Origin of the sequence: Aquimarina macrocephali (genome assembly GCF_051627225.1) — a bacterium.
Classification (GTDB): Bacteria; Bacteroidota; Bacteroidia; order Flavobacteriales; family Flavobacteriaceae; genus Aquimarina; species Aquimarina macrocephali.
On sequence record NZ_CP151795.1, the window covers coordinates 3701136 to 3724609 of the forward strand.

The following is a 23474-nucleotide window of genomic DNA, read 5'->3' on the forward strand; positions in this document are numbered from 1 at the left end:
GTAATACCTTAGTAAGGTTTAATAAAAGAACGTGTGAATAATAATTCTATGTATTCAAAACTAAAAAAAGCAGAACCTGTATTGCATCTGCTTTTTTGGGGAGTGGTACTTTTTTTTCCATATATAAAGTATCTGGGAAGAGAAGGAGGGTACCCTATGAGTTTTATGCATGAGCTAGTTACATTGGTATTCAATATGATACCTACATATATCATGTATCTGTGGTTCTTTCCTTTAAAAAATAAGAAGAAGTATATTTTTTTAGTACTGTTTGTTTTTAGTAGTAATGCTTTAATCCACTATTATGCGGATAATCTTTTTCACCTTACAGAAGATCATAAAGATCATCAAGATCATCGCTGGAAATATGTAGTTTCTAGCTGGGTGACGTATTTCTCCTTTAGTTTGGCTTTTTTTGCTTTGTATTCTATTAAAAAGTTATATGCTAAACAGCTTGAACTAGATACTACAAAACAAGAAAAACAACAAGCAGAACTCAGCGCATTAAAAGCACAAATAAATCCTCATTTCTTATTTAATACGTTAAATAATATTTATGCAAATGCCTTAAAAAAAGATGAAAAAACTCCGGATTTGATTTTAAAGCTATCAAATAGTTTTAGATATGTACTGCATGAAGGGCAAAAGGAAAAAGTAAGTTTGTCTCAAGAAATCACTCATGTGAAAGACTATATTAGCTTGCAGGAAGAGCGATTATCTACCAAAATAAAAGCTACTTTTTTTGATGATATTGATAACTCTAAAAAAGAAATAGCTCCGTTACTCTTAATTCCTTTTGTAGAAAATGCATTTAAGTATACTAGTATTTTAAAAGGTAAAAACCATCAGATAATAATTAAAGCTGTATTAGAAAAGGATCACTTCTCTTTTTATTGTGAAAATCCATATAATGAAAACAAAAAACCAGAGATTGATACAAATTGGCAAGAAAGTGGTATTGGGATAAAAAACACTCAAAATAGACTACAGTTATTATATCCAGAGAAATATCAATTGCAGATTAAGAAAGAAAATAATGTGTATAAAGTAATACTCACTATCTCATTATGATAAATTGTTTGATTATAGAAGATGAACACGGCGCACAAGAGGTGTTGCAAAATTATATTGAAAAGACCCCATTTGTGAACTGTTTAGGAGTTTATGAAAGCGGATTGGATATTAGATTAGAAAAACTAAAAGAAGTCGATTTTATGTTTTTAGATATTCAACTGCCAGAGTTAAATGGTTTATCATTTTTGAAAACACTTATCAATCCTCCAAAAGTAATTGTAACCACTGCTTATCCAGATTATGCAGTAGATGCTTTTGAAGAAAATGTATTGGATTACCTGGTAAAACCATTTTCTTATGAACGCTTTTTTAAAGCAATTACCCGAGTTAGAAATCAAATAAAGATTACAAATAACGAAACCAATAAACAGCTTTTTCTATATGCAGACAAGACGATTTATAAAATTACTATTGATGATATTTTATATTTAAAAGCCGAGGTAGATTATGTAAAAGTGATTACTAAAGAAAAGTCTATTTTACTGTTAGACAGTTTACACAATTGGGAAAAAAAACTGTATGACTATAATTTTGTAAGAACTCATCGTTCTTATATTGTAAATTTTGAGAAAATAAATAAAGTATCTGGAAACTTGGTGTATATAGCAGATGAAAAAATCCCTGTTGGAAAAACATATAAAGAAGAATTCTTAAAAAAGATGAAATATATAAAGTAATACTACTATTTTTAAAAGATAGCAGTTTTAAGAATTCAATACCTATCTTTTAGCAAAATCCTTCCTAATACGACTTAAAGTACTATCTGTTATTCCTAAATAAGAAGCAATATATTTTAAGGGAGCATTCATAATAATTTCTGAATTTGATTGTAAAAGAGCCTTGTATCGTTGTTCTGCTGTTTGATTTATCATTGAGATAGTTCTTTTCTTTGAGGCAATAAATTCTTTAACCAGGATAGCTCTTCCAAAATCCCTAAATGCTGGTTTGTTATGAAAAAGAGTGTTTAATTGTTTGTATGAAAATCGGTATCCTTGACAGTCGGTAATCGCCTGTATATTTACTTGTGAAGGTACTCTTTGAAAAAAAGAAGTAACCTCAAAAACAACAGAATTTGAAGTGTAAAAATCAGTAGTAACTTCATTACCTTCAATATCATATAGATACGTTCGTAACAGGCCTTTTTCAAAAAAGTAGTAGTCATCACTAATTTTACCTTCTTGAACAATGAATTCTCCTTTTTTTAATTCTTTGTATTCAAAAGATTTTGCAATATCTGTAGCGTTTGCTTCGGTAATAGGAATAATTTGTTGTATAAATGCTACTAAACTGTTCATGCTATAAAATCATTTATAATTATAATTGTTTTCAATTTAAATTTCCTTCAACAAATTCCATAAAGTTACTCCATTTCTTGTATCAACACTTATAAAAATAAAATACAGGAAGAATATCAATACCTATAAATACGATCTGTATCCTTTTTGTGTAATAGATTGTACAAAATAAATTATTTACTCCTTGTCCGTTTTTATTTGATCGATGAATATAATTTTATCATTAATCTTTGATTAGAACCAATTTCAAACTTATTTTATTTTTAGTTAATTCTTCTTGACAAAAGGCAAGAAATTATTAATGTTAGCATTACATGAATAATTTTACGATTATTTTTAACAGGCCTAATTTTTTTAAAGTGTACAATGATTTCCCTAATTTCTGTAGACTTTGTTTTGGTTTTCCAAGATCTGCAGAAATATGTTTAATTCTTTCGTCATGTACCTGCCCTGTTAAATAGAATTTCTTAATCATAGTGTTTACGATTTCTTCTTGTTTTTCATAAAAATCGTGATGCCCACTATCTGTAATAACGACCAAATGGCCGTTAGGTAAATAGTTAATTAATTCTTTTGCATTTTCTATGGGAGAACTTACATCCAGATTTCCATTGATTAGTAAAGTAGTTACATCTGAAGTTTTGAATGTTCTATATTGTTTAGGGATCATTTGTATATCCCATTCAGAGTGATTGATTATTTCAAATAGTTTTGATAGGGGGGCACCAAGTAAATTGCTTTTAGAATCCATTGCAGTAGTATAATTTCTTTCTGATTGGTAATCAGCGGTAATGGATTTTGCAAGAAATTCTCCCCAATAGAGTTTTTTTACATTAGGTAGAAGATCATACATCATAACCAAAAAAGCTAACCCACTAAAATCTCCTCTTTCTGCAGCAATAAATGCATCAAATACTTGTGCTGTTCCTGCTGTTGTGTATAACATACTAAACATGGCTACCCTAACTTTTCCTGGATCAATATTAATTTTTTTCCATTTTACGGGTAACTCAGAAAATATATTTTGAATGGTCCGAATTATGTTGGGTGATCTTTTAAGGTTCGAAGGATTTTTTTTCCACAATTCGCCATATTTAACAAGAACATTATCTATTTCTTGTGGATCCCAGGCAAAATGCCCTGGAGGGTTTATACCTCCAATTGCACTTCTATAAATGCTATTTGGGTATCTTAATCCGTATATATATGCTAATCGTGTTCCATAACTAGCGCCAAATAGGTTTATTTTGTCATAGCCTAGTTTGTTTTTGGCAAGTTCAATATCATCTATAACTTCGATCATGGTATAGCCATTAATATCAACACCGTTTTTCTTATACTGCTTTAATTGATTTTTTAAAACACGACCTAATTTTTTTAGGTGTTCTGGAGAAAAGACCTTTGTATGATGTATCAGTGCTTTTTCAAATGTTTCAGAATCAAGTTGCACAGAGCCATCAACCCCGCGATATCCAACCATAATTATATCATGATTATCAAGTAACCATAATCTTGGGTTTTTCCATAGGTTTGAAGCTCCTGGACCTCCGGCCAATAAAAAAATGGGTTCTTTTGGTTTATTACTTGTAGAATGTAATTTGATTACTGGTATAGTAATGATACGGCTATTGGGGTTATTTCGATTTTCTTTGACGGCTAATGAAAAGTAATCGGCCTTAATTTTCTTTGGGTATTTTTTAGTATTCTTATTTTTAAATGTCCCTCGTTTTATTGTAATATCACCTTCTTTCAAAGTCTTGCTTTTAACAAAAACCGGAATTTTAGAAGCACAAGAAGAAAGAAGAATACTACTTAATAACGCAATGATGATCGTTTGGATAATGTTATAGATTTTCATTTACAAAAGTTTGCTTAATTGAATTTTTAAGGCAAACATATAGGTATCAAAACGGTATCACGCTTCAACTTGTAATCTGACACTTGTTTTTCTTTAAGGTACTTAAGAAAGGTGTACGTTATAACTATTTTACGACCGATTTGAGGTATTCTGAAGGTGTTTTTCCGGTATGTTTTTTAAAATACCGGTTGAATGATGACTTAGAATTGAATCCACAATCATATGCTAGAGCTAATAATGTGAATTGTTGATTTTCTGGAATATTAATTAGCCTTTTAAATTCTTCTACCCGAAAATCATTGATGAAATCATAAAAATTCCTTTCTTCCTTTTTATTAATTATCTCAGATAAATAATTAGGATGTATGTTTAGTTTAGAAGCCAGATCATTCAATGAAAGGTTATTTTCTTTGTAATACTCTTCCTCAGTCATTAATTGCATTAGATTCTTGTATGTATCTTCGGCTAATTTATCGGTAAGACCAGATTTTATATATTTTGTTTTTTTACTTTCTTTTTTAGATATTCTTCTTTGATTTCTTTTTAATACCAAATTTTGACTGCTAAAAATATCTTTTTGTTGTATTCCAAAAAAACCAATTAAAATTACGAAAACAGAAACTCCCATGAAGATATAGATGTCATTATTTGTGAAAATCAGGATACTCCATATTATACCTAAGCCATATATCAAAAATTGTAACCATCTTAAATCAATCTCTTCTATATTAGAAAACTGTATCAGGATATTTTTTTTATGCCTTTTTAATAAAATACTAGACCATAGTACATAGATGATACCCGATATATAAATTAGCGATATGCCTATAGCCATAAATGTTTCATAACCCTTACCTTCATTTTCAAACACTTCTATTTTTTGCGCACCCGAAAGGAGAAAAAACGGAATCAAATAGAGGTAAGACAAAATAATTGGAGCTAAATGCAATAGAACACACCAATTCTTTTTTGGAAATTGATTGGTAACAGCAGATACGTAGTAATATAAAAATATGCCATGAAATAAAGGAAGGGGGAAATGTAACCCTAATAAGTGAGGAGATTGATAAATGTGCTCTGTGAAATTAATATGAAAAAGATATAAATGAACCGCGATCAGGATCATCCATCCCAAAAGAATCATATCTGATTTTGATTTATTCTTTTTATTAAGAAGTAATGCAGAAATAAATAAAGCAATACTAATACCAGCTATGTATATCATTTTTTATCACTAAAGCAAAGTCAAAAATACAGAAACAATATATTCTATTTTTTTAAGTATTCTAAGAATATGGGTATATATTGATGTGATAATGGACAGGATAGGGATTTAGGTAATATAGTATCATGTTCTTTTAGATATATTATCTTCCAATTATTAATATTGTCCCTATACACCAACCGAAAACTGAGGCCAAATGCCAAATTGCCCATAGTATTCGTAAATCTCTTTCTTCTAATTCAGAACTTTTTTTTGATAGCATCAAACTTCCTTTCCTTCTTTTGTTTTTGAAAATCAAATATTCTCCAAGAATTGAATGGGCAATCCCTAAATGAAAGCATAAAGTTCCTTCGATTAAAAAATATGTATTCATTAGTAGTCTATTCTTATGAGGTTATTTTTCAGCACACAGCTATAGAGTTTGATTGTGTTTTTTAAATTCGCAATTTGGGTAAAACCCTTATAGGTAAGACATCTATTTTATAAATAGGGTCATTTTATAGTTGTTTTACTGGGACTAACAAACAAAACTGAGATACTTTATAAATTCGGTAGTTATTGCTTTTCAAAATTCTTTATTTCAACTAAAAAAGATAATGTTCTATTTAAAGAAGAATTTGCTGATTCGTCAGTTAGTAAAGAGTTTTTACCAAGTCGAGTCCAAAAAGTAGAACGTTGTGCTAGAGCACCATATTTACCCAAAATCCAGAATGATAGAGGAAACCACAATATAGAAAATCCTACATGTATAATAATAACAATAGCCGCTTTTTTCCATATTTCTGGGATCAAAACTAATGGATCCATAGAAAAAAAGACAATCATAAGTAACCAGAAATAAATATTTGATAGAATGAAGATAAACTGATTGTGTTTTAATCTTTTTAATTTAAGACGTTCAATAATTTTTTGAAGCTTTACAATAGGTTCTGTATACTTAATTTTGGACATCGAATTTAGTTGCGCTACATTTTTATAAAATACAATCTTGGATAGTAATATTAGTAGTGCAGCAGAAACAGAAATACCAATACTTTTAAAGTTCATTACCAAAACAATCCAGGCATATATAATGACCAATAGATTAAAAACCATATAGAGAACACTTTGTGCTTTCATTCGTTTTAGATTAGAATCAATTTTTTTATACTTAGATTCTTTAAATAATTGGATCACTAAATTTTCGTCGTTAATTGAAGTATTATAATGATCACCCCATTCTTCTTGTATATTATCTAAATTCATTTTAGTTTTTATTAAATTTTTCTTTCAACTGTTTTTTTATCCTTGATATTTTGGTAGCAACATTGGTAGTAGATATACCTAGGGTTTGACCAATTTCTTCATAGCTATATTTTTCTAAATAAAGAAGAATCAAAGCTTTGTTCAATTCGCTTAATTGTGCGATAAAATAATAGAGTTGTTCTATATTTTCTGAGTTTTCTGGGTTTTGTTTATACGATGTAGAAACTAAATCCTCATTGAATGTATCAGATTTGTTTCTTTGGTAATTTGATTTACGATAAAAAGAGATGGCAACATTTAAAGCTATTCGATACATCCAGGTAGATACTTTATAGGTGTCATCATATTTTGGCCATGCTTTCCATAATTGTATGATTATCTCCTGAATAAGATCTTCTCTGTCATCTATATTTTTACAATAAGAATTTGCAACTTTATAAAGAATGCCTTTATTGCTTCTTAAAGTTTTAGTAAATGTTTCTTCATTCAAAAGCATATTAACTGTTGTTTACCTTATTATTCGTTTGGAATTATAAAAAATCACAGATAATTTATTTTTATGTCAAAATTGAATTGATTGCTAGGTTTTTATATTCACTAAGATAAGTAAGGTATTGGTTATTTATTTAAGATTTTAGAAAATGCAAACAAATAATAAAGTTCAATCACATTTGTGATTGAACTTTATATTTGAAGAGATACTGGTATGTAAAAGAATAGAAGTACATTTTATATGCTGTACCTATGCTTTTGTTAGATTTTTCTCAAATTAAAAAAACTTATTAATGAAATAATTACTGTAATTAGTACTAGTGGAAGCATAGAATTAGCCCAATTAATGGTGTGGGAAATAGATGCATATTTGGGCTTAAATTTCTTCCATTTCTCATTTTTAACTGGATAATTTTCGAATATTTTGGGATAGAAGTATAGTCTTAATTCTTCATGGTACTTATCTAAATGATCCAAAAAGAGTAAATGGTTATTTAAATCGGATCGCGCAATTTGATTAAAGGTTAATTGAGTATGCATCGTAGGTATTGCTAGGGATATTGCATGGCTTACGTTTTCTCGTAGTTTTATTTTCTCCTTCATTATTTTACTGGATTCTAGAGATTCGTCATCACCCATCTGTTGCATTCCATAATACCAGAGCCAGCTAAATTTGTCTTCGGGAACAGGATATTTTTTATACTGTGGATAGTGAGCAAAAAATTTATCCATAGTAACTTCTTTTGCCATATCCCATTTTTTATGATACCCATCTCGTTGTTCTACCATGGTTTTTAGTGTTTCTGGTACAGGGTATTTATTTATGACATAATTGTTTACCGAGGCAGGAAGTAATATGGTAAGTAGTATCCATAATGAAAGTAATGTCAACGCATTAAAACTCGAATTTTTTCGGTAAGAAATAACAATAAAACATAAAGAAGTCCAAAATGCCAAATACAAAATACTAACACTTATAAAAGCCAGAAGAGCTTCGTTAATTGGTAGTTGTAAAATAATAATGGCCAATAAAAAAAGTATAGCTAATACTGTGTATAGAAAAAATACTCTAATAGATAACTTTTTAAATAAAAATTTAATAGGAGAGGAGGTCTGAGCAGTTACCAATCGCCATGTTTCAGCTTCTTTTTCTTCAGAATACAAATTAAATGTTAATGCGATAAGTAGTAACGGAAACAAGTAAATGATTACAAATCCAAGATCTAAATTTCCGGATAGTAAAAGAGATGGATTCTCAAAATCGGTATCATACTTTTGCCCTTCAAGACCTCGTATGGTCACAGCTAATATCGATGGATTTACATCTCGTTGACCAATAGAAAGTCCTGTTAAATTATTTGACTTCTTGACTAGAGAGAAACGCAAATAATAAAGTAACAGACCCAAATCATCATTATGATATTTTACATTTCGTTTAATACTCTCTTCTTGAAATGACTCGGCTTCAATAATTGCTTTTTCTTGCTTTTGGGTAAATTGTTTTCCGATGAAAATACTTATTATACCCACCCCTAGAAGAAGCACAAGAGAAATAGCTGCTATTTTGGTTCGAATAAACGATTTGAATAATATGGAATACATAGTTATATGACTTTTGTTTTTTTAGATAAACTTCTTACGATTATAACAGAGAGCATACTCCAAAGAATCAGTGAGAAAATGGATAAAGCTTCGTTTTTCAGAATAGATATGGTGGACAAATGATCATATTCGAAATCAGGAAACGCTTCCCAATGACTTTTATCTATAATAGTAGAGGCACCTGTTTTTTTGTTTGAAATGAGTTTCATTTGTAACGAATTCATTTCTTGTGCAAGTTGATAACGATAGCGTTCTGCCTGGTGCTGAAAATGAATATAGGATGCAAAATCAGTTCCCGAAAAAGCCATAGAAATATGTTTTATTGCTGTATATGGATTAAGTAAAGCAGAGAGCCTTTCGATGGCATTTTGACTTTTATATGTAGCCAGTAAATTATTTAAATGTTGATTGTAAATTGAAGCACTGATTTTTTCGCTTTGACTCATGATAAAACCTCCGTAGTTAAAAGGTAATTGATCCACAGATTCAACATTATTTGCCAGAAGTACAGAATCTTTAATTGCTTTATAATGAATATCATCTGGATTGTGACTATCTCCTTCTTTTATCAAATCGTTTTCTACAATAGATTCGAACTCTATTTTTGAAGGAGTTGGATAAAGGTAATGCCCAAAAGCTTGAAGTGTTTTGGGAAGGATAATGATAAAGAATAGCCAGATTCCTAAGAGTTTTATTAAAGAATCTTTGGCAGTTTTACTTATGGCAGAAACTAGAATGGTTATACTACTAATGATACCAAAAAAAAGTACATAACTCAATACTAGTATAAAGTATCTTGTTATTTCAGAAGATGTTATGGGAGTGCCTTCTGCAAAAACCATAAATAATAGAGTGATGATAATTACCGGGATAAAGAAAAACATGGCAAGGCTCATTAAACCAAGAAATTTACCAAAAAATATTTCTCTCCAAGTGGCCCCTTGATTGATCATTATTTTTAAGATGTTATTTTCTCTTTCACTAGCTAAAGCTCCAAAGCCTAAATAAAAAATGAGTAATGGGAAAATGATTTTTAACAACATAGCCAAACTTACTTCTCCAAAGCGAAGCAAGCCTGTAGATAGGCTTGCTTCTGAGAAATTTATGGTATTTTGTTTATGAGCTTCTAAAAAAACAGCATTCCCTGTATAGTTTTCCATTCCAAAGTCAAACAAACTTAGTTTGTGTTTTAGACGAAAAGCAAAAGATCCATAATGTGCCATACGATGCGGGTGCTTATCTGGATTACTCTCCCAACTATGTCTGGCTTCTTCCTGATAAAAATTACGAATACGGTTTTGAGTATTATAATTATCCCATCCGCTATAGGCTGCAAATGCAATTAAAACAGTCACCAAAATCATAGTAACATGTAATACTTTGGATCTAAAAGTGGTTTGCCATAATTGTTTGGCGAATAATATAATTACTGACCTTCTCATAGATTTAAAATTTATAAGTTGTTGTAAGCGTTATATTTCTAGGAGCTCCAGGAAACAAACGCGTATATGTTTGTGCACCCAGCCAATAGGTTGTATCGAATAAATTACCCACATTTACAGCTACCTGTAGATTACTTTTTGTAGGACTATAATACAATGCTGCGTCAAAAATGGTAGATGCTGGCACTTCAAAATCACGTGTAAACCAAGGGACTTTACTTCCTTGATGTTGTACGCCAAAACCAATGCCCAAATCTCTCAATATAGACTCATTGTCGAAATTGTAACGTGTCCACAGATTTGCACTATGTTTTGGTACGTTCTCTTTTCTGGCACCGTTCAAAGTTACATCAGCATCGGTTACGATAACGGCATCGATATAACTGTAAGAAGCGTTTATTTGCCAGTTGGGTAGTAAGTAGCCTGCTATATCCCATTCAAATCCTCTACTACGGTCGGCTCCACGTTGTACTAACAAATCAGGTTGCGAAGGGTCATTGGCACTCATTAGAATGTTTTTCTGATTAATTTCATAGAAAGCCATGTTCATTGTTATCTTTTTATTAAACAAATCAGCTTTCATCCCTATTTCTTTTAAATCGGAAATCAAAGGCTTAAATCGTGAAGCTGATTCATCAGCCCAGAAAAATTGACCTGTACTAGGCAATAGGGTAACGGTATTGGATTGAGGTTGGAAACCTTCTAAATAAGTTCCGTATACGTTAATATTCTTATTTACAGCATAGGTTATACCGATTCTTGGAATAAGCCTTTGGTTTGTGAAAGAAGATTCATTGGTCGTCTTATAATGAGTTATATCCTCAAACCACTCATTTCTTAAACTCAATAATAAAGAGAACTTGTTCCATTTCAACTGCTCCTGAATATAGACGGCATTACTCATGGTTAATGCAGAAGGAACTGCGATACGTGAGTTGATGGTGTAATCTTGAATATTTTGTATGGTGTATGATGGGTTTGCCAAATCAAAATGATTAACATTGGGCTTGGGTAATGTAAGCCCCCCAATAGTAATGGTTTGATAATCTGATGCATTTGCTGGATCAAAAGATCTGGTGACACTACCATCATTTAATAAATAACCTCTTGCTGAGTTTTGACCACCTCCTTTAAGTTTTTTCCAGTAGTGCAAATCATATCCAACCAATAATTTGTGATCTATTGACCCTGTTTTGAAATCAAAATTGAAATAACTGTTTACATTATCAATGCTCCAAAACTGCTTTCGTTGTACAAATCGCATAGAGACCAAACTGGGAATAGGCTCGTTTGCAATATCTACAGCAAATGCATTTGTAGTACGATGCTCCTGTAAATCTTCAGTCCAGGTTTGTTTCATGTAGGAGGTATTGAAAGTGATATTGGGACTGAATTTATGAGAAATATTTCCCATAATAATTACTTCCTTTGATTTGAAGAAATCGCTAGAGGCTCCTAAATTGAGACTTATCGGTGTGCTGTTAAGGTTTGTTTGGCCAGCTACAGCACCAAAAATAGGTTGCCCACGGTCTAAATTGCCATTCATGTTATTGAATATGAATTCTGCATTGATGGCGGTTTTTTCGTTAGGAATATAACTGAACGATGGTGATATTAAGATTGATTTATTACTTACTAAATCACGGTAAGATTGCGCTGATTGGTATGCTCCATTTATACGGTATAGCAACGTTTTTGACTCGTTAAGTGGCCCTGTAAAATCTAAAGTCCCTCTCATAGTACTAAAACTACCCACACTCAAACTCACTTCTTTTCTATCTACCGATAAAGGTTTTTTAGTAACCATATTAATACTTCCACCGGGATCAACACTGGCAAAAGTTGCACTCGCAGGCCCTTTTATCACTTCTACTCTTTCAATGTTAGAAGTAAGTGGCTGTAAGAAATAAAACTGCCGAGTACGCATACCATTAATGATCTGCCCTTCTTCGTTTTGGCTTATACCTCTTATATTGTACTGATTATAAAAACTAGATGGACTAACACCACTAACTACTTTAACGGCATCTGCTAAGTGAAAGGCTTGCCTATCGGCAATCAGTTCCTTTGTTACAGAGGCAATAGCCTGCGGTAATTCTTTATTTGCAATAGCTATTTTGGTAGCAGAGAACGAATAGTCACTATTGTAATCTCGTTTTGTACGCCCTACTACTTCTACGGTTTGAAGTTGTTGTACATCTTCTATTAGCGTTATCGTGCCGAGATCATATTCTTTATTTTCTAGAAAATCATAGGTCTTGGTGATCACATAAAAACCAACATAACTTATCTTAACTTCATAAGTTCCTGTTTCTTGCAAAATAAAGTTGAATTCTCCGTTTTCATTAGAAATAGTTCCTTCTTTTTTTTCTTCAGTAGTAAAAGAAATAGTAGCACCAAGAATACTATTTTGTTTGTCGTCAATAATTTTACCTTTAATATTGATTTGAGCAAAACTTTGTAGACAAATAAGAGCAAATAAAATAATTAAAATATATTTTTTCATGGGGTAATTTTTAAATGGTTTCTAAATACAATTCGTTTAATTGGTTGGCATCGATGCCGCTTGTTTTAATCTGTTGAACCAGAGAACCTTCTTTCATGATTCCGATAGTAGTACCTACATGTACTGCGTTGAATATATCATGAGTGGCCATAAATATGGTTTTACCTTCTTTAACAAGTTCTTTACAGGTTGTAGTGAATTCTGCTGTTGCTTTAGGATCAAGGCCAGATGTAGGCTCATCCATAAAAATAACATCAGCATTTTTTGCAACAGCAATAGCAATACCTACTTTTTGTCGCATCCCTTTAGAATAGGAAGATAAACGTTGGAGATGTGCGTCTTTTTGCAATCCAGCTTTAGTCAAAAATTCGCGTAATTTTTCTTGAGAGTATTTATACCCCGCCAAGCGACTGAAAAAATCTAAATTTTCTATTCCTGACAAGTTTCCATATAGCTGAACTGTCTCTGGGATATAGGCTGTTTTTTTCTTTATAGCTGTAGTGTTGGATTTAATTTCTTCATTACCGATTAAGATTTGCCCACTATCGGGTTTTATAAAACCAAGAAATAAATTAATGGTTGTGGTTTTTCCCGCCCCATTTTGACCAAGGAGGCAGAATATAGAACCTTGTTCTACTTGAAAAGAAACATTGTTTACTGCTTTTTTTCCGTTATAGGTTTTTGACAAGTTTTTTGCTCTAAGCATTGTGTTTAAAGTATTATTGTATCTCTAAAAAGAGACCGTATTAATAAATAGAGGTATAATCTTAAGGGTAGTAATTAAATTGAGATTTTAAATAAGAAAATAACCATTCCTTATATCCAAATGTTTATAACCATAAGGTTATATGCAATTACAGTCTAATTAGAGTACTTAAAATTGGAAATCGTTAAGTTTTAGCTCCTAAAAACATGAGTAACAAAAGAAAGTCAAAGCTTATGAAAACATAAACCTAATTATCTTTTAAAGCTATGAGAATTAGCATTTATAGGTAGCTTTATCTCATTGATTAAAGAAAAACCTCAAGCATAAACCTGATGAGTAATCACTTAAAAGAAAGAGTTTAATTGTTAAAAATGAAAATAGAGTAAAATAACTATGCTAAAAAAGGAGGAGGTCTCGAAAATTGATTTGTAATATTTACATCACTACTATAAACGAAGTTGTAGTGACTTATTACATTTTTTTGAGTATAGAACTCAAAAGTACTACTTACATAGTTTTGGCTAGTGTCATTAACAGCAGCCGGAGTAAAATTGGTTATAGAAACGAGATCGCAAACTTCACAATGCTCTATACCATCATCATTATGAGTAAGTACATGCAAGCCTGCCACTTTCAGAGAAAGAAAAATGACAATAAAAATATAGGTAATATAATTTTTTAAATCCCCAATTTTCATAAGAAACAAACGTAACAAATAATGTGTAGATAAAATGTTAAGAAATTCTAAATTATTTGAATAGTTAAAAATGATACCACATTGGTATGATATGATTTTAAAAATTGGTATGGTATACTTTACAAAATCTTAGATAGTTTCGTAGACAAGGCTATTTATAACCTTACATTAGTTCAGAAATTCAATTAAACTATAGAAACTCGTGAAATATTTTTATCTTATACTAATCATTGTTGTTACCGCATGTACTAAGCAACCGGAAACAGAATTATCCCGTTGGGAAAATCATAGCACTAATACAGAGATTATTCGTGATGATTTTGGGGTTCCCCATATTTATGGAAAAACAGATGCCGATGCTGTATTTGGTTTGTTATATGCACAATGCGAAGATGATTTTAATCGTGTGGAGAGAAATTATATTTGGGCTATCGGTCGACTGGCAGAGGTTGAGGGTGAAGAAGCACTTTATAGTGACCTTAGAGCAAGATTGTTTATGACCAAAGAAGAAGCTATAGAAAACTATGAGAAGAGCCCAGAATGGTTAAAAAAACTTTGTATCGCTTTTGCAGATGGTATTAACTATTATCTGCATACACATCCCGAAGTTAAACCAAAATTGCTAACACATTTTGAACCCTGGATGCCTATGTATTTTAGTGAAGGGTCTATAGGGGGGGATATCGAACGCGTATCCACAAAAGGAATCAAAACTTTTTATGACAACCAAGAACCATCACTTTCAATCAGTAAAGTAAATGACGGACTCATACGTCTTGCTGATAATGAGCCCAGAGGTTCTAATGGGTTTGCCATTTCAGGAAAATTGACAGCCTCTGGTAATGCTATGTTGCTCATTAATCCACATACATCATTTTTCTTTCGCGGAGAAGTACATGTGGTAAGTGAAGAAGGTTTAAACGCATATGGCGCAGTAACTTGGGGACAATTCTTCGTTTATCAAGGATTTAATGAAAAGACAGGGTGGATGCATACCTCTACATATACAGATATTATAGATGATTTTGTTGAAACCGTAACCAAAAATAAAGATGGACTACACTATAAATACGGTGATGAACTTCGACCAGTAGAAACATTGGGTGTAGCACTCAAATACAAAGAAGGAGGGGAAGTTAAGGAACGGAATTTTGAAATGTATCGTACACATCATGGCCCAATTACACATAAGATGGATGATAAATGGGTAGCAACGGCCATGATGTGGGATCCGGTAAAAGCTTTAACGCAATCTTTTACCAGAACCAAATTAGACAATCACAAAGAATTTAGAGAAATGATGGATATACGCACTAATTCTTCTAATAATACCGTCTATGCTGATGCCGAAGGAAATATTGCATATTATCATGGCAATTTTATCCCGAAAAGGAATACAAAATTTGATTATACAAAACCGGTAGACGGAAGTGATACTGATACCGACTGGAAAGGATTGCATACAGTGGATGAAGCTATTACTTTGTTGAATCCAGCTAACGGTTGGATACAAAATTGTAATTCTACGCCTTTTACAAGTGCTGCAGAATACAGCCCTAAAACTGAAGATTACCCTCGGTATATGTCAAGAAATAGTGAAAATTTTCGAGGTATTCATGCCATACGATTATTGAAAAAAGCAAATGGATTGACATTAGAAAAGCTAATTGAAATAGCGTACGATCCCTATTTACCAGCTTTTGAAGGATTGATTCCAGGATTAATAGCAGCATATGATCAATCTCCAAATCCAGAAAAATCTTTAAAAGAACCTATTGAAATATTAAGAAATTGGGATTTTGCCGTGTCAAAAGAATCAGTAGCTATGTCATTAGCACATTACTATGGTACTATTTATTTACGAAAGGGAAACACACCCAAGCAGTTAAAATTTATGGAAAGAATCAATTATTTTGGTTCAGAATCACCTATAGAAGAACGCATCGCTATCTTTAAAGAAGCTGTATCCAGACTAACAGATGATTTTGGTAGTTGGAACATTCCCTGGGGAGAGATTAACCGTTATCAACGACTTAATGGAGATATCAAACAACCTTTTAATGACCAAAAACCAAGTATGCCTGTAGGGTTGGCTTCAGGTAGGTGGGGAGCTTTAGCTTCGTATGGAGCTAGGTCTTATAATGGCACTAAAAAAATATACGGAACATCAGGTAACAGTTTTGTAGCAGTAGTAGAATTTGGAGATAAAGTAAAAGCCAAAAGTATGCTGGCAGGCGGCCAAAGCGGAGATCCAAATTCACCACATTTTGATGATCAGGCACAACGGTATGTAGATGTTAATTTTAAAGATGTTGCTTATTATCGGGAGGATGTAGAGAAAAAAGCCAAAACCGTTTATCACCCTGGTGAAAAAAGTAAAGACAAATAATACCATTTACACTTTGAATTTACCGCAATAAAATTCTCTTTTCCGCTTATGCTTCAAAATAAAAATTAACCATAGCTATGGCTATGCTGAACTTTTCTTGTTTGCATAAACAAAAAATAGCTGATTTTCTTTTACAGTAAATTCAAAGTGTAAATGGTATAACTTATAACTGGAGTTGGTTTTGAAAAAAACGTGCAACAACACTATTATTTTTGTGTAGATAATTTTATTCGATAATAGTTATGTTGTTTTTTGGATTTGTATCCGGGATATATGCGTTGCCTAAAGATATCTTTTCAATTTTTTTAGTTGTTTTTATCGGAATAATGATACTGTCTTTTTTTTGCCAAACAGCCGCTGAACGATGAATGTTTTGTACTGTTTGATCTTTGAATATTACAGTAAGATCGATAGGAATAGGAAGATCCCCAATTTTTTTAATGGTAATTTCATACATATTGCTTTTCACCTTAACATGATGAATACTTAAATCTGGATATCCATTTTCAAAAAACCATTTTTTCCAAAACCAATTCAGGTTTTGATGAGAGGTTTCGTTTACATTATAAAAAAAGTCTTGTGGAGTGGGATGCTTTCCTTTCCATGTATTTATATAAGCTGCTATACACTCTTTAAATAATTTTTTGCCTAACATATCTTGCAACACATATAATCCTACAGCAGGTTTCATATAAAAATTGAAGTATGATATCCTATCTTTTAACATAGTCGATTTGGTAATAGACGCTATATTTCTTTCTGTATTGGCATAAGCACTCATGTTTTTAGCGTAACGTGTCAAACGATTTAATGTAGGCTCATTGTTCAATTGATATTGATAAGGAATCATTGCTGCAAATGCTTCATCCATCCAGGCATATTCAGTTTCATTTGTCAACACATAAAAAGGAAAATAATTATGTGCAATTTCATGAGCTGTTACATCAACTGTACGGCCTCTGTTATCTGCTGTAGGATCATTTGCAATCATTGGATACTCCATACCACTAGCTCCATTTGTACCATTAAATATGGTCATTGCAGGAAAAGGAAATGGGTATGGTAATTCTGTTGAGAAATAGTGAATAGATTTTTTTGCCAAAAGAGCTACTTCGGTAAAATCTTGAGATTCAGCTGGATATACAGCTTCTATAAAAATAGTATTGCTAGTAATATCCTTTATTGATGTAGCATCCCAATGGAAGTGATTGCTAACCCCAAAAGCTACATCCGAGACATTATTCGCTTTAAATATCCAGGTATTATCCTGCGTTATTGCCTTTCCTGATGTGTAATCATCTGTACTTACTATAGGAATAACGCTATCACTTTTTTGAGCTTGCATGTATTTATCATATATGTTTTTTGATAATACTTTTTTAGCATTTTGTAACAATCCAGAACCCCAAACCATATAACCATCAGGCACTTTAATATTGTATTTGTAGTTACCCAAATCATAGTAAAATTCTTGACCTCCGGTATGAATATTTCTATCCCAACCACTTATATCATCATATACCGCAATTTTTGGATACCATTGCCCTAGAAAAAAAGAGGTTTCGTCTTTAGCCCCCATGCGTATATCACTCTTTGCGGGGATCGTAAAACTCCATGCTATTTCTATAGTAATCAATTCTGAAGTAAGAATAGGCTTGGTAAGTTGTACTATTAATTGTGTATCAGCAATTGTATACTCTGTGATGGATGTATTATCTATTTTAAGGCTTTTGATCAAAACTCCTTGATGTACATCATCTGGATGAACGGGTAGATCTCTACGACTTCCTTTCTTATATAAATTTTGAAAAACATGAAAAACAAGTTGATAAAGAGAATCAGGACTATTGTTTTTATAACTGATTATTTCTGTACCGATAAGTTTTCTTTCTTTAGGAACAATCTCTGCTGTGATGTCGTATGAAGCACTATTTTGCCAATACTTTATTCCTGGTATTCCTTTAGTAGTACGAGACTTTTTTTGTAAGGCTTCAGAGAGGTTTTTGCTTACCGGAAGATAGTCCTGGCTTATACCAATAGAAGATATAAGTAACATCAAACTATAGCATACTATTTTTTTACTAAACATTTTTTAAGTGTATTTAAAGAATTTAAAACTTGTCACTTATTCGTATATCTACTTTTTACGAGCATTGTAAGCATCCATTATTTTAAGGGTTTTTTTTATAGGAAGTGCTTTCATAGTTCTTCCTTTTTGCCCTTTTATATCGGTTGCCATAAAAAGTGAATTATAAATGGCTTCTTCTGTAGCTTCAACTACAGCCAAAAAAAGAGGAGACATACGGTCGTTGGAAACTTCTGAGGTGGTTTTTTCTATGTCTTTTGTGTTATACGGAATACGTAGTTGCGGATGTGTGCTAAAAGCAATACTATAATCACCACTACCATTAGAAGAAAAAGATCCTACTTTTCCAAAAGCTAAAAAGGAACGTTTTGCCAAACGTTTTAAGTTTCTGGCAGATAAAGGAGCATCGGTAGCAATAACAATCATACATGATCCATCCACTACATAAGGAACATCGTTGGCCATATAAAAATTGTTGAGTTCCTCACCCACGGGGGCTCCATTTATAGTTAAGATACCTCCAAAATTGGTTTGAACAAGAACTCCAATAGTGTAGCCTCCTTTTTCTTTAGGAAGTACGCGAGAAGAGGTCCCGATACCACCTTTAAAACCTAAACATCTTGTTCCCGTTCCGGCACCTACATTTCCCTCGGCTACACTAGAAGTTGTAGCAGAATGTATAGCTTCTATTACATGTTTGTATTTTACATGCCGCCCTCTAATATCATTAAGCCAACCATCATTAGTTTCACCTACTATTGGATTGACAGATCTGATTTTGGCATTTTCAGGAATTGATAATGTATAGTCAATCAGGTTGTTAGCAACAAGAAAAGCATTAAGCGTATTGGTTAAAGCTATTGGGGTTTCTAGATTTCCCAGCTCTTCAATTTGTGTAAAACCAAGTGCTTTTCCAAATCCATTGCCTACAAATACTGCTGCAGGTACTTTTTCTTGAAAAATATTCCCTTGATGCGGCATAATTACTGTGACACCTGTACGGATTGAATCTCCAACTATAAGTGTTTTTTGACCAACAGAAACACCTTTTACGTCTGTGATAGCATTCCATTTACCTGGTGTAAGAATACCCGGTTCAATACCAAAATCTCTAGCTCTTTTTCGCTGGTCTTGAGCATGAGAATTTGAAAAAAAACTTAAAAGGACTATAAAAAGAATAGCGTGTCTGATCATGATACTTTAGATTAATAATTTGAAATACTTGCTTATTTTACTTTTCAAATCAAAGATTTATTACTCTTCTGTCGGATAAAAATGCTCCGGTGATTTTTTCTTCTTTAAATATAAGAAAGCGTTCTGCAATTTTTGGGTAACCGGCCCAATCTGATCATCCTTATAAAAAAAATGATCATCAATTTGTTTAATAGCTGCAATTTGAGTTGTAGTTCCGGTTAAAAATGCTTCATCCATAAAAGTAATATCCTTTTTTGATATCGCTTTTTCTTTAACGACTATGTTTAAATCAGAACATAGTGCTATAACAATTTGTCTTGTAATACCATCAAGAATATATTCATTGGCAGGATGTGTATAAACGATAGTATCTTTTACAAAAAAGATATTACTGTGTGAACCTTCTGTCACATGTTCATCTCTAACAAAAACAGACTCATGATACCCCAGATTAACAGCATTGTCATTTGCCATTACGTTGCCTAATAAGGATGTCATTTTTATATCACAACGATGCCAGCGATAATCTGGCATCGTTATAATTTTGGTATTGGTCTTATTAATATCGGGTACCTCAAATGGTAACATATATATCATTAATGTCGGTTCGGTATTAGCAGGAAAAGCATGCTTTCTTGGAGCCATTCCTCTGGTTATCTGAATATAAATCAAACCATCATCATTTTCTAAATTAGAAGCCTCAAGTACATTGATAAGCGTATCCGGCAAAATTGAAATATCAAAATCTATCCTAATTTTTTGAAGGCAGTTTGAGAGCCGGTCGAGATGTTCCTTTCCGTAAAAAAAACTTCCGTTAATTTTAAGCATTACTTCATAAATACCATCACCAAATAAAAAACCTCTATCAAATACAGATATTTTGGCATCTTTATAGTCTACTATTTTACCATTTAAATAGACTTTTTTTGGGAAATTGTTCATTCTCGAATTTAGAGTTAAAGTTTTTATTCAAAAATAAGTAGTACTAGTTGATATAGCCAGGAACCGCTATTGTTGCCATCGTATGTAATCCTGGGGACGCATTTATTATACTTTTAGCACTATTTATTGTAATAGCACAAGTTGCAATGTCACCATTAACACCTGTATCAATTTCTGAAGTAAATGACGGTACTCCCTTTATAGAAACACGATCATATGATCTAGATTCTCCGATAGCTGCTTTAAAATGCATTTTAATTTTACAAATTCCGTTTACATATCCATGAGATATCTGTTCTACACCGCGAGCATCACCTTTCTTAATATCCATTGATGTAATACTTATAGTATCTTCGGCAATAACGGGATTTAATTCTTCAGTAACATTATCTAGCTTGAGACCGATACTTCCGGCTAAAAAATAAACAGATTCTTTTAATCCTACATGTCTTAGTGTACCCGTTTGTTCTTTTGCTTTAAAAGCTTTTAAATCAAGACCTGCACCTATTTTTTGTTGAAAAGGGATTCTTCTGGGAGTTGCATCCTGAATACGTTCTACAGTAATAGACTCTATATCTTTACAAACCGAACTTAAAACAGAAGGAAGATAATCCATTAAAAAACCAGGATTTACTCCTGTACCTAAACAGGCAATATTATATTTTTTACAGATAGTATCGATTTTAGCACTTACTTCTGGGTTCTCTTCCCAGGGATACGATAGTTCTTCACAAGTTGATACTATGGGTATGCCATGTTTAGCAATATTTTCTATTTGTGATTCTAGTTTTTGTATACTGGATACTGTTGTTAAGATAGCAATATCTGGTTTTTCCCGAAGATTGATAAGCGCATCTTTAATACTATTTTTGATAGATACATTAGTCGTTTTTCCGTTAATGAGTTGTCCAAAATCCTGATTCATTAACGCTTCGTTAATATCAACTGCAGCTACAGTTTGTATTTTGTTTTTATCAGCGATATATCTACCAATCTGCTGACCTAGAGGCCCCAGCCCTATTTGAATTACATTGATCATAAATTTGCGTTTATACGTATTTGCTTAATTTTTTATTCAGTAATCAAATCATTGTTATGATTTATTACCTTGCAAATTATAACATGCTTTACTATTTGAAGTATACCAATTTTTATTTTTGACGTATAACAATTTTGAAGAATAAGTTAAACAGTATCCTTTTTTCTCATGGCTTTGATTATCAAGATGGTGATCAAAGTATCTATATGAAGTTATCAAATTCTATAGCAAAAGCTATTGTAAATAAAAAATTGGAAGAAGGGTATAAGTTACCTCCAACCAGATTATTAGCTCAAGATTTAAAATTATCAAGAACTACTGTAATCAAAGCTTATGAAGTACTTTGCTTAGAAAAATATATTAGTTCAAAACAAGGTTCGGGTTATTTTGTCAATGAAATAAAAGAAAAAAAGATAGAATATAGTCCAAATTCAAGTAGCGAACTAAATGGTTATCCTGAAATTTCTAAAAGAGCTAAGCTGTTTAGTAAGCATGTGAGTATAATGAACCGAGGAGAGTATAAAGGGGTTGCTTTCAGACCGGGATTACCTCCACTTGATGTGTTTCCTGTAAGACAATGGCAAAATTTGACCAATAATTATTGGAAGGATGTGACATTTTCTGATTTATCATATCGGGATACACTTGGGTTAGATAGTTTAAGACAGAATATAGTTAACTATTTAAAAATTTACAGAAATATCCAATGTGATTATAAGCAAGTGATCATTGTAACCGGATCTTTACATTCGCTTTCTATCTTAGGAGATTTACTTTTAGATCAAGGAGATGAGGTAATTATAGAAAATCCTACGTATGCCAATGCAATAGCAGTATTTAAAAGTTTAAATGCTAAGATTATTCCTGCAAAAATAGATGATGAAGGCTTGTCTGTAGACAGTGTTAAAAATATCGAATTAAAACAACCCAAATTGATCTATACAACACCTTCTAATCAATATCCGACAGGTGTTCAAATGAGTCTTAAAAGACGCTTAGAGCTTTTAGATTGGGCTAATGAAAAAAAATGCTTAATTGTCGAAGATGATTATGATCATGAATTTAGCAACTGGGATAATCCAATTACTTCTATTTTTGGTTTAGATAAAGGAGACAGAGTTATTTACCAAGGAACTTTTAATAAACTTTTACATCCATCAATACGATTAGGATATTTAATAGTTCCTCCCAAATATATAGATGATATTAAAGCTATGTATGAACAATCTTTACGATTTGTTTCTCCTGTGTTTCAAAAAGTGTTATCTGATTTTATTGAAAAAGATTATTTAAGTCAGCATTTGCGAAGAGTAATACAGGTGTCTAATGAACGAAAATCATATTTTATAGATTGTTTTGAAAAACATTTCGGCAATGACATAAAGCTTCATCCTATTAGTAATGGGTTGCATTTGATAGCAAAATTACCAAAACATACAAATGATTTAGAAATTTCAAACTTTTTGGGAGAAAATGAAATTGTGGCGTTTCCTTATAGTAAGTATTTTTTAAACGAATCTGGAGAAAATGGATTGGTTATGGGCTTCTCTTCGGTAAGCCAACCTGTCATTAAACAGAAATTAGAAAAAATGGCTCAATTGATTGAAGAATTGAGAGATAAAAACAAACTATAATAGAGATACGTCAATATTGATCTTATCCTATTTAAAATAGTATTGATT

At 31.9% G+C, this 23474-nt stretch carries 19 protein-coding genes; 4 read left to right on the forward strand and 15 right to left on the reverse strand.

All coding sequences use genetic code 11. The annotated features are described in order from the left end of the window. Positions 1 to 48 precede the first annotated feature (48 nt). A complete protein-coding gene (locus AAFU52_RS16090; RefSeq protein ID WP_024768638.1) occupies positions 49 to 1071 on the forward strand; it encodes a sensor histidine kinase in 1023 nt (340 codons plus the stop codon). Continuing rightward, entirely contained in the window at positions 1068 to 1751 is a 684-nt protein-coding gene (locus AAFU52_RS16095; protein WP_051473659.1) for a LytR/AlgR family response regulator transcription factor, read from the forward strand. The genes AAFU52_RS16090 and AAFU52_RS16095 overlap by 4 nt, the downstream gene beginning before the upstream one ends. Positions 1752 to 1793: 42 nt before the next feature. Here AAFU52_RS16095 and AAFU52_RS16100 read toward each other — a convergent pair whose 3' ends face one another. The 11 genes from AAFU52_RS16100 to AAFU52_RS16150 form a co-directional block, all read right to left on the reverse strand. After that, positions 1794 to 2369, reverse strand: coding sequence for a Crp/Fnr family transcriptional regulator (locus AAFU52_RS16100; RefSeq protein WP_024768636.1), 576 nt, complete (start codon positions 2367 to 2369; stop codon positions 1794 to 1796). Between the two features lie 310 nt (positions 2370 to 2679). Then, entirely contained in the window at positions 2680 to 4227 is a 1548-nt protein-coding gene (locus AAFU52_RS16105; RefSeq protein WP_438422613.1) for an alpha/beta fold hydrolase, read from the reverse strand. 124 nt (positions 4228 to 4351) lie between these two features. Continuing rightward, positions 4352 to 5452: a helix-turn-helix domain-containing protein gene (locus AAFU52_RS16110; protein ID WP_024768634.1), complete on the reverse strand. Its 1101-nt coding sequence runs from the start codon at positions 5450 to 5452 to the stop codon at positions 4352 to 4354. A gap of 142 nt (positions 5453 to 5594) precedes the next feature. Next, positions 5595 to 5825 (reverse strand): hypothetical protein, encoded by a 231-nt coding sequence (locus AAFU52_RS16115; protein ID WP_024768633.1) that lies wholly within the window; start codon positions 5823 to 5825, stop codon positions 5595 to 5597. Positions 5826 to 6007: 182 nt separating this feature from the next. After that, a complete protein-coding gene (locus AAFU52_RS16120) occupies positions 6008 to 6697 on the reverse strand; it encodes a hypothetical protein (RefSeq protein ID WP_438422614.1) in 690 nt (229 codons plus the stop codon). Between the two features lies 1 nt (position 6698). Further along, entirely contained in the window at positions 6699 to 7193 is a 495-nt protein-coding gene (locus AAFU52_RS16125) for an RNA polymerase sigma factor (protein ID WP_438422615.1), read from the reverse strand. 257 nt (positions 7194 to 7450) lie between these two features. Then, entirely contained in the window at positions 7451 to 8791 is a 1341-nt protein-coding gene (locus AAFU52_RS16130) for a DUF3526 domain-containing protein (protein ID WP_024768630.1), read from the reverse strand. A gap of 2 nt (positions 8792 to 8793) precedes the next feature. Continuing rightward, positions 8794 to 10233 carry an ABC transporter permease gene (locus tag AAFU52_RS16135; protein WP_438422616.1) on the reverse strand — a complete coding sequence of 480 codons (1440 nt, stop codon included), beginning with the start codon at positions 10231 to 10233 and terminating at the stop codon, positions 8794 to 8796. 4 nt (positions 10234 to 10237) lie between these two features. Then, complete coding sequence (locus tag AAFU52_RS16140; protein WP_438422617.1) at positions 10238 to 12739, reverse strand: TonB-dependent siderophore receptor; 2502 nt, start codon at positions 12737 to 12739, stop codon at positions 10238 to 10240. A gap of 10 nt (positions 12740 to 12749) precedes the next feature. After that, positions 12750 to 13445, reverse strand: coding sequence for an ABC transporter ATP-binding protein (locus tag AAFU52_RS16145; protein WP_024768628.1), 696 nt, complete (start codon positions 13443 to 13445; stop codon positions 12750 to 12752). A 391-nt stretch (positions 13446 to 13836) separates the two neighbouring features. Then, on the reverse strand, positions 13837 to 14142 hold the full coding sequence (locus AAFU52_RS16150; RefSeq protein WP_438422618.1) for a hypothetical protein: 306 nt from the start codon (positions 14140 to 14142) through the stop codon (positions 13837 to 13839). A gap of 202 nt (positions 14143 to 14344) precedes the next feature. On the opposite strand from AAFU52_RS16150, the gene AAFU52_RS16155 reads away from it, so the two are divergent. Further along, entirely contained in the window at positions 14345 to 16531 is a 2187-nt protein-coding gene (locus AAFU52_RS16155; RefSeq protein WP_438422619.1) for an acylase, read from the forward strand. Between the two features lie 226 nt (positions 16532 to 16757). On the opposite strand, the gene AAFU52_RS16160 is transcribed toward AAFU52_RS16155, so the two are convergent. The 4 genes from AAFU52_RS16160 to AAFU52_RS16175 are packed head-to-tail and all read right to left on the reverse strand — an operon-like array spanning position 16758 to position 21792. Continuing rightward, positions 16758 to 18620, reverse strand: a complete 1863-nt coding sequence (locus AAFU52_RS16160; RefSeq protein WP_438422620.1) for a M1 family metallopeptidase — start codon at positions 18618 to 18620, stop codon at positions 16758 to 16760. A 48-nt stretch (positions 18621 to 18668) separates the two neighbouring features. Further along, on the reverse strand, positions 18669 to 19811 hold the full coding sequence (locus AAFU52_RS16165; RefSeq protein ID WP_438422621.1) for a DmpA family aminopeptidase: 1143 nt from the start codon (positions 19809 to 19811) through the stop codon (positions 18669 to 18671). Positions 19812 to 19871: 60 nt separating this feature from the next. Next, entirely contained in the window at positions 19872 to 20753 is an 882-nt protein-coding gene (locus AAFU52_RS16170) for an aminotransferase class IV (protein ID WP_438422622.1), read from the reverse strand. A gap of 43 nt (positions 20754 to 20796) precedes the next feature. Further along, complete coding sequence (locus AAFU52_RS16175) at positions 20797 to 21792, reverse strand: NAD(P)H-dependent amine dehydrogenase family protein (protein WP_438422624.1); 996 nt, start codon at positions 21790 to 21792, stop codon at positions 20797 to 20799. A gap of 206 nt (positions 21793 to 21998) precedes the next feature. Between AAFU52_RS16175 and AAFU52_RS16180 the strand changes: the two genes are divergently transcribed. Next, complete coding sequence (locus tag AAFU52_RS16180) at positions 21999 to 23426, forward strand: PLP-dependent aminotransferase family protein (RefSeq protein ID WP_438422625.1); 1428 nt, start codon at positions 21999 to 22001, stop codon at positions 23424 to 23426. Positions 23427 to 23474: the final 48 nt, after the last annotated feature.

What these genes read in the sequence shown, in the direction of transcription:
- AAFU52_RS16090 (WP_024768638.1), top strand. Translation starts at nt 49, where the DNA reads ATGTATTCAAAACTAAAAAAAGCAGAACCTGTATTGCATCTGCTTTTT.
- AAFU52_RS16095 (WP_051473659.1), top strand. Translation starts at nt 1,068, where the DNA reads ATGATAAATTGTTTGATTATAGAAGATGAACACGGCGCACAAGAGGTG.
- AAFU52_RS16100 (WP_024768636.1), bottom strand. Translation starts at nt 2,369, where the DNA reads ATGAACAGTTTAGTAGCATTTATACAACAAATTATTCCTATTACCGAA.
- AAFU52_RS16105 (WP_438422613.1), bottom strand. Translation starts at nt 4,227, where the DNA reads ATGAAAATCTATAACATTATCCAAACGATCATCATTGCGTTATTAAGT.
- AAFU52_RS16110 (WP_024768634.1), bottom strand. Translation starts at nt 5,452, where the DNA reads ATGATATACATAGCTGGTATTAGTATTGCTTTATTTATTTCTGCATTA.
- AAFU52_RS16115 (WP_024768633.1), bottom strand. Translation starts at nt 5,825, where the DNA reads ATGAATACATATTTTTTAATCGAAGGAACTTTATGCTTTCATTTAGGG.
- AAFU52_RS16120 (WP_438422614.1), bottom strand. Translation starts at nt 6,697, where the DNA reads ATGAATTTAGATAATATACAAGAAGAATGGGGTGATCATTATAATACT.
- AAFU52_RS16125 (WP_438422615.1), bottom strand. Translation starts at nt 7,193, where the DNA reads ATGCTTTTGAATGAAGAAACATTTACTAAAACTTTAAGAAGCAATAAA.
- AAFU52_RS16130 (WP_024768630.1), bottom strand. Translation starts at nt 8,791, where the DNA reads ATGTATTCCATATTATTCAAATCGTTTATTCGAACCAAAATAGCAGCT.
- AAFU52_RS16135 (WP_438422616.1), bottom strand. Translation starts at nt 10,233, where the DNA reads ATGAGAAGGTCAGTAATTATATTATTCGCCAAACAATTATGGCAAACC.
- AAFU52_RS16140 (WP_438422617.1), bottom strand. Translation starts at nt 12,739, where the DNA reads ATGAAAAAATATATTTTAATTATTTTATTTGCTCTTATTTGTCTACAA.
- AAFU52_RS16145 (WP_024768628.1), bottom strand. Translation starts at nt 13,445, where the DNA reads ATGCTTAGAGCAAAAAACTTGTCAAAAACCTATAACGGAAAAAAAGCA.
- AAFU52_RS16150 (WP_438422618.1), bottom strand. Translation starts at nt 14,142, where the DNA reads ATGAAAATTGGGGATTTAAAAAATTATATTACCTATATTTTTATTGTC.
- AAFU52_RS16160 (WP_438422620.1), bottom strand. Translation starts at nt 18,620, where the DNA reads ATGTTTAGTAAAAAAATAGTATGCTATAGTTTGATGTTACTTATATCT.
- AAFU52_RS16165 (WP_438422621.1), bottom strand. Translation starts at nt 19,811, where the DNA reads ATGATCAGACACGCTATTCTTTTTATAGTCCTTTTAAGTTTTTTTTCA.
- AAFU52_RS16170 (WP_438422622.1), bottom strand. Translation starts at nt 20,753, where the DNA reads ATGAACAATTTCCCAAAAAAAGTCTATTTAAATGGTAAAATAGTAGAC.
- AAFU52_RS16175 (WP_438422624.1), bottom strand. Translation starts at nt 21,792, where the DNA reads ATGATCAATGTAATTCAAATAGGGCTGGGGCCTCTAGGTCAGCAGATT.
- AAFU52_RS16180 (WP_438422625.1), top strand. Translation starts at nt 21,999, where the DNA reads ATGAAGTTATCAAATTCTATAGCAAAAGCTATTGTAAATAAAAAATTG.